The organism is Candidatus Magnetaquicoccus inordinatus, from assembly GCF_004217665.1.
Classification (GTDB): domain Bacteria; phylum Pseudomonadota; class Magnetococcia; order Magnetococcales; family Magnetaquicoccaceae; genus Magnetaquicoccus; species Magnetaquicoccus inordinatus.
The window spans coordinates 1-6,960 of sequence record NZ_RXIU01000014.1; the positions used below are offsets into that span (position 1 = coordinate 1).

At 40.9% G+C, this 6,960-nt stretch carries 8 protein-coding genes; 3 read left to right on the plus strand and 5 right to left on the minus strand.

Annotated elements, in window-relative coordinates; all coding sequences use genetic code 11:
• Positions 1-450, plus strand: a 450-nt coding sequence (locus EJP87_RS02490; RefSeq protein WP_227657413.1) for a rhomboid family intramembrane serine protease, incomplete at its 5' end; no start/stop codon positions are given.
• 150 nt (positions 451-600) lie between these two features.
• Here EJP87_RS02490 and EJP87_RS02495 read toward each other — a convergent pair.
• The 5 genes from EJP87_RS02495 to EJP87_RS02515 all read right to left on the minus strand — a co-directional run bounded on the left by EJP87_RS02495 (position 601) and on the right by EJP87_RS02515 (position 6,099).
• The gene (locus EJP87_RS02495; RefSeq protein WP_130470288.1) at positions 601-915 is read right to left on the minus strand and encodes a hypothetical protein; all 315 of its coding nucleotides are present in this window, start codon (positions 913-915) and stop codon (positions 601-603) included.
• Positions 912-1,583, minus strand: coding sequence for a hypothetical protein (locus tag EJP87_RS02500; protein WP_130470289.1), 672 nt, complete (start codon positions 1,581-1,583; stop codon positions 912-914). The genes EJP87_RS02495 and EJP87_RS02500 overlap by 4 nt, the downstream gene beginning before the upstream one ends.
• A 117-nt stretch (positions 1,584-1,700) precedes the next feature.
• Positions 1,701-3,518, minus strand: coding sequence for a hypothetical protein (locus tag EJP87_RS02505; RefSeq protein WP_130470290.1), 1,818 nt, complete (start codon positions 3,516-3,518; stop codon positions 1,701-1,703).
• A gap of 1 nt (position 3,519) precedes the next feature.
• On the minus strand, positions 3,520-4,641 hold the full coding sequence (locus EJP87_RS02510; RefSeq protein WP_130470291.1) for a hypothetical protein: 1,122 nt from the start codon (positions 4,639-4,641) through the stop codon (positions 3,520-3,522).
• A 630-nt stretch (positions 4,642-5,271) separates the two neighbouring features.
• Positions 5,272-6,099, minus strand: coding sequence for a DMT family transporter (locus EJP87_RS02515; RefSeq protein WP_265332092.1), 828 nt, complete (start codon positions 6,097-6,099; stop codon positions 5,272-5,274).
• On the opposite strand from EJP87_RS02515, the gene EJP87_RS02520 reads away from it, so the two are divergent.
• Positions 6,098-6,355, plus strand: coding sequence for a hypothetical protein (locus EJP87_RS02520; RefSeq protein ID WP_193771081.1), 258 nt, complete (start codon positions 6,098-6,100; stop codon positions 6,353-6,355). The two genes, EJP87_RS02515 and EJP87_RS02520, sit on opposite strands and share 2 nt — an antisense overlap.
• Before the next feature lie 50 nt (positions 6,356-6,405).
• On the plus strand, positions 6,406-6,960 hold a 555-nt coding region (locus EJP87_RS17595), incomplete at its 3' end, for a hypothetical protein (protein ID WP_193771078.1).

Here is a 6,960-nt window from a genome sequence, read left to right on the forward strand (position 1 = left end):
CTCCTGAAAAATGTGTTTTCTGGGATGGTCTCACCTCTCAAAATAAATGGATACCCTGGGGAGAAATGGACGCTTACGCTGCTTCTGCTGTTGGGATTGGCAGAAAAATTGTTTGGCAGCCTTGTGGTATTCAGTATCACCGGGCTCGCTGCGCCTCTGCTGAGCCTGGGCTTTTTGCTGTTGACCCCCGATATGTATCACTACAGGGGCGCCTCCGCTCTTGGCAGCTTGTGGGCTACCCTCTGCGCTTGGAGTCTTTGGTGTAACTTTTCTCGTTTTCGTCCTCTTTTGTTATTTCTGTTGCTCCTGGCTGTAGTGCAATCCCTGGCCGTTGCCTTTGCCTGGTGGAGCCCTCTCTCCTCTTTGCCGGAAGGGGTCTACAGCGCTTGGCAGGCTCATGTCATGGGGATGATTCTGGGAGTGGCAACGATGCGCTATGTTAAGAATTAATGCTTTGTCATTCACCAAGACAAAGGCACGTTTGTAAAAATTTATGGATGTTTCTGACTATAGAATTATGTCAATCTACAGATAATACTTCATCATGACTTCACAGAAACATGCACATATCTTCAACAAAATTTTGTGTTGTAATATGGACTAATTAGTAGACGGTTTTATCATGACTATTTCACCCTGACGTTCAACTTCAAATTTGTCTGTTTTTGACCGTATATCTTGAAGTTGAGATCCAATTTTTCTAAATTCATTTTGTGACTCTATGTATAAATTTTTAAAATCACTTTTTAAGGAATCTTGGTTTGACAATAATCCTTTTTCCATATCCCTTAACTGAACCTCGATAAGATCAATTCTTTTCGTCAATTTATCTAATTCCCCTTTGGAAGCACATCCAGGTAAAGTAGAAAGTAATAGAACAAGGGTAAATTGATAGAACGCTATTCTAGAAATCATGAGTTTATCTCCTCGCTGTATAATACATCTCTTCTTTTGGCTACTAATAAAACCACTTCATTAGATTCTATATTGTTAGCTGATACAACAACATTTTTAATGCCAGAATATGGCAAATCTTTTACAGGGAATTGATAACTGAAAGGGCCTCCTGGAGGTGGCCAAAACTCACCTTGATAGCATTTATAACTATTTCTATCATCGTGTTTATCAGTTAGAAATAAATAGGTTTGAATGCCTTGCAATCTATATGATTTATTGACAAATTCCATGTTAACAGAATTAGCAACGTGAGGATCATCCATTACCCAAATAGCAGTTACGCCCGCATGATTAGCCTCCTTGGCTAAAGAGTGATCTAGGGCTGAAATAGAGCCATACAGAGTTGTTTCCAAAAGTGACCAGGATTTCCCTCGTATAGTTTTTGTACCATATGTTCGTAATGCACTTCCAGCAGATATACGTGCAGTAGTTCCACCAACCGCAGAACGTAACGCAGTTCCAGTCAATGTTCGAGCAGAAGAGCTGATGCCAGTTCTTAAACTGCTTGATACAAACAAACGTAACAAAAAGGGAAAAAAAGCATACGCAGGCATTATCGGCAAAATTGTACATGCGCCTGATGAGAGTACAATTTTTAGAAATTTTCTTCTCTCTTGGTTTATCATGGTTATGCCTCCTTCTATCATTGTAATAACAGACTGTCAATGTTATTCTACAACAGAAAAGTCAACTCCACAGAAAACAGAGCGTAGTTTATTTCATCAGCAATAGTTGAATAAATTTTACCGAACTCCCTCCTCAGCAATTTTATTGCTTAAATAACCGATTGGCCAAAGATAAAGAGAGTCACGAAAAAAGGCAATTCTATCCTTTCTATCAAATTTTAACTCATTAGCAAACGCCAGCAAAATATCCGAGCCGGCGATCAGATCTTCCATTGTAAATTTTCTACAGATTTTATCTATCTGAGTGTTTTTACTTATATCTGGGTTATCACGACATACTGTTTGCTCTGAATCACGACTGATGACACGGTTATGAAAATCATTGATGATTTTGTAAGAGAGCAGTGGGAAGTTTCTCTTGTCAACTGGTTTCATAATGTTTGTCATGCCCCATACAATTCCACCAACTAAATATATGCGTCCCAAATTGCGTAATCCAGGTTTGCGTGCTGTGGTATTTCGAATAGCCATAGTTACCAAAGATTCTCGTAACTCAGCGGATACATCACGAAACTCCCTATCACGTCTTTGATTTTGGACCTCCTTAGAATAAGATGTCGTTCCCCACTCCACGTCGAAAGTAGTAACTTTGCCATCTTCGTCCAGGTAAGCCGCTTTTGTATTTCCACTACCAATATCAATAAATAGAGCCTGTTTACGCCGTATGTTTCTGACACTGGGGGGAAGAAGGCGAATTACTCCTTCAAAGCCATAGCGAGCCTCATGGTCAGCAGAAACAAATTCAATAAAGCTCTTACTATTTGTGGCAAGGCTTGGTATCAAAGACTTCACTTTTTGATTTACTGCCTCTGCTAGGCGCTCCTTATGGGAAACTTGGGCTACTCCGCTACTGCCAACAATAAAAATATGTCGTGGATTTAACTGGTAATCACGGATAATCATTCTGTAAAATGTTTCTACAGCACTGGCTACTTCATTAACTGAATCTGGATGTATGGCGTTTTTATCCAACGTTTCATACTTTTTACGAATAATTTTTGAAGAAATTGCCTCAGCAAATTTATCTTCATCTTTTTCTTCTAACATCGCATTATCACGATCAAGCTGGACTACTGCTGCTTTCACTCCTTTTGAGCCAATCTCAATAATTGCATAATGATCATTGTTTGTATTGGCAGAAAGTACAATCGGTTCCGCGCCAGGCACAGAAAGGGAACTTTTCTTGTTTTCTGTATTGGTTGATACATTTTCATCGCTCTTTTTTGATGCCATGATTGGTACTGGTAGCTCAGTCTTTGCTTTTACCTCATCCGTACCTGATATCACAGAATAAATTTTGTAAAGTATAAGAAAGTTCTTGTTTTTGTCACTGCTTTCTAAAATATATTTAATAATATCATCTGTAGAGGAATATATGGGGTGCTTACCTGTTGTACTGTCTGGCTCCAAATAGAGCATGTGCGACTCTGGTATATCTTGGTTTTGGGCAATACCCTCCAATATTTTTTTAAGCCAAGCTCGAGATTCTTTTGTAAGTGATGTTGCAGAAGTCTTAAATTCAGATGGAACTTTTACGCTGGTAATGAGATCAGCCCTAATTTTTTTTAAGGCATCAATTCTTTTTTCTTCCTCTGTCTTAAATAAAAGTGTAGACTTCCAAGTTTTTCCATCTGGAATAGGAAAATCAATGAGTTCATTTTTCGAGTAGTCTATATGCTTTACATTAACATTATGAGCTGGTTGGTTTGGTATTTGTTTCCAGAAATCTGCAAGGGCTGACGGAAACGGAGCACCCTCATTTCCTAAGCCGTTAACTACAATAGTAATTTGCGCTTCAAATTTCTCCTGGCATAGCGCTAATGTTGAATAGGTCATCATCAACAAGGACAAAATTATGGCAATTAAGCGTAACATATTATTCGCCTTTCATACACTTGAGTTGTACGTGATGACCCAATATAGCAATAGCATCCATGGCTAGGGGTGTTTTTTGAGCATTTACTAGCTTGATTAGATCTTCATCCTTAAGTAGACCACGAGCGATTATCTGAAACGAAGATCCGTTGATAGTTTCTCCAGTAAAAATAATTTTGTGGCCTTCATCCAGTACTATACATTCAATGCCTTTTTCAATTTGCTGCTTAACTCTCTCAGAGCCATCTATATTAATGATGTTCATATATTCTGGGTGCTTTGTTTTCAGAAGCTCGCTACAAAACTCCTTCATTGTAAATGTTTCTGAGCTATAGCTATGGCACTGATATGGATCTCGTTCCTCTTTTGTCTGTGCCCTGTGATAATTCATTAGATCTTTTTTGATTGCTAATTGCAACCTCAGATGTGCTAAAAAAAAGCCAGTATGATAGCAATGGACATATGCTGCAAAACCATAAGCAATCAACACCAATCCAGATATACTAATCTGCAAATGACCTGGAAGATGCAAACTTGAAAAAAATTCGTCCACATGAACTATGTATAAAAGCAGCTTAAGTACTCCTAAACAAATAATGAAAACCATCCAAAATCGTGACATGACATGGCGCCATGCCTTTACGCCAAGGGAAACGCGAGCTTTATAATCCTGGTAAAATATATCAGCTAGATCAATATCCCTCATAGATGGAAAAATTCGTAAATATTCATTATCCCGTATCGAAATGTATGGAAATAAAACCATGTGATGTAGCCAAGCTGCGGTAAAATCCAAGGCAACAAACAGAAGTATGCCCATCATTAACCAATAAGTAGAAATATTTTTGGATACACTGCTAATGACATATGCAAGAAATAGTAATGCAACTAACTCAACTATAAACGCTGCAACGGCTAAGGTTAGATCATATCCAGCTTCAACTTGAAACAATCCTGGAAGTTTAATCCGACCTAAAGTCTTACTTTGTTTGCGTACCGCGTAATAAAAACGTTTGGTTGCCGTAAGAACTTCAAAATTTCGTGAACCAATATTTGCCCCAAGTTCATCTTGATGGATGTCTGGATTTTGACTAAATAAATTATCAAGATCAATCTTTTCCATGCGTTAAATATCCTTATTTGTCGATTCTGCTAACATACAGAAGTGTTTGCCAGAATCCATTAAGCGCAAATCCGCAGGTTCTTGTGTCTTTCCAATATGTGAGAAGTACTTGAATTTGCGGCTAAGCTTGTACCAAGAGAAAGCAAAATCACACAAACTGTTCGGTGATTTTGCCTGACCCTGACGCGGTAGATCCATTCCTTTCAATAATTAAGATAAATACCATTGTAAGCACTCATCATGCTATCTGCTTATTTCATAAATGTTTTTTGTCAAAAAGTGTGTTTTTTAACCTCTGCAAAGACCGTACTGTTCATTATGTAACGGATAGAGATGAAACACAATAGGATCTGAAGGGCGAGTGTAAAATTTTTGTGGTCAGACTCTTTACTGCTTTTTCGAATGCTTTAAGTCATCTATACTTGTGTTTGAGTAAGTGATTATAAGGGTGTGGAGTAACTTTATTTCTGGCGTACAGTGTTAAGTTGTTCTGCAACCTATTGTTAATGAAGTCAAAAGTATCAGGTTAAATCTGTTACGGTTTGACACGGCTTATCATGCGCGAGGATGCTTGTTTGACATTTGGTGTGGTAATGACGTATAATACCTGTTAGGTAAAGCATTATAATTTCATAATTTTTTATAGAGTTTTGAAAAAGAAAATCCCCAATGGAAGAGGCTTAGTCCACCAAGAATGAGCGCTGTTCCCAAAAGCAAGCTGCCGTGGATCTCCTCCTGGTTGAAGGCGCTGCCGATCCATAAGCCTACGGCTGGGGCGGTCAGAGTCACCAGAGTGGCGTTGGCAGCACTGACCCGGCTTAACAGGTAAAAGAATCCTATAAAGCCAATACCATTGGCAACCACCCCCAGATAGAGAATGGCAGCCGTGGATTGCATGCCTATCTCTTTTGGCAAAGGGGTTTCCGACAGCAACAGCCAAGCCAAAAACAGCGGAAAGGCTGCCCAAATGGAGCCGGCAGCAACCCATAAGGGAGAGATGTTGTGGTTCCAGTGTTTGATGGCTATGTTGCCCGCAGAATAGATCACAACAGATAAAATGATGATGGCAATCCCCAGCAACGAATGACTCCCCCAGATGTTGCTGTTGGCAAACAGCACCATCACCCCGCCTACACCGAAAAGAGAGCCAGCCATCTTGGCAGGTGGAAAAGGCTCTCCCAGCCAAGCAGCAGCCATAATGCCAGTCAACATGGGGCCCAGGCTGAAGAGTACGGAAATCAAGCCAGAAGGCACAAGCAGGGCGGCCCAATAGACGCAGGACATGCTCAAAAATAAACTGGTTCCAGAGACCATGGCTACGAGAAACAGTTGTCTGGGGGGGGCCGGACGCCGCTGCATCCAGGGCAGTAAAAGCAGAAAAAGCAGTGAGCCAATGGCCATGCGTGCTACCACTGCAAACTGGTAACCTGTTTCCAACTGGCTCCATTGAATGGCCATGGGGGTACTGCCCCAAATGCAGGTTACTGCCAGAAAAGCTATCCAAATGGGCATTTTTTCGATCTTTGTGTTCTCTGCTGTGTCAGCAATGGGTGATGTGCTGTTGTACACGGATCATGGCCTTGCTCACAAGGAGGAACAGGCCTGCAACTGCATCGCGCTGGGTGCCATGCCAAGTTTGGGATCTGGCCCATTCATTGGACAAAAAACTCTTTCTGTAAAATTTCAGGTTGTGATTGCATTACCTGCAAAATAGAGCTACTTTGATCGTCATTACAGAATCAATAGGGCTATAGGATAGGTGGGATGGCTGTAAAGTCACTGGTTGATCACTCCAAAAGTGGTAATATTAGCATCATCGGTTTTGTTGGGGTGGGTGCTATCTTTCTTGCTGTTATTGTCCAATATTTTTTTCTGCTCAACGAGATTGAATCCAAATCCCGCGCTATTCAGGAGCAAGCCGATCTCAGCAAAAGCCTGATGATGGAAATCAGCCACAACCTGTACCGAATCCGAGAAGCAGAGTGGCTCTTTTCTACCCGCAAAGAGTGGGACAATGCCGACCAGGTCTTGCAAGCGGTCGAAAAATTGATCAACCGTCTCAATAAACTGGGCGAACTGGACAGCGGCATCGATCAAGGGATCCATCTGATTGTCGAGTTGCTGCAATCCTATAAAAAAAGTTTTTCCCAATTGGCAGAATCCTGGCGCAAAATGGGGCTCTCCTATGACATCGGCCTGCAAGGCTCTTTGCGCAAGGCTGCCCGGCGGATGGAATCGTTTATGCCACGCAAAAAGCCTGCTTTCAAGAATAGTGTTCTGGAATGGCATATTCTGAGATTGCGCAGACATGAAAAAGAT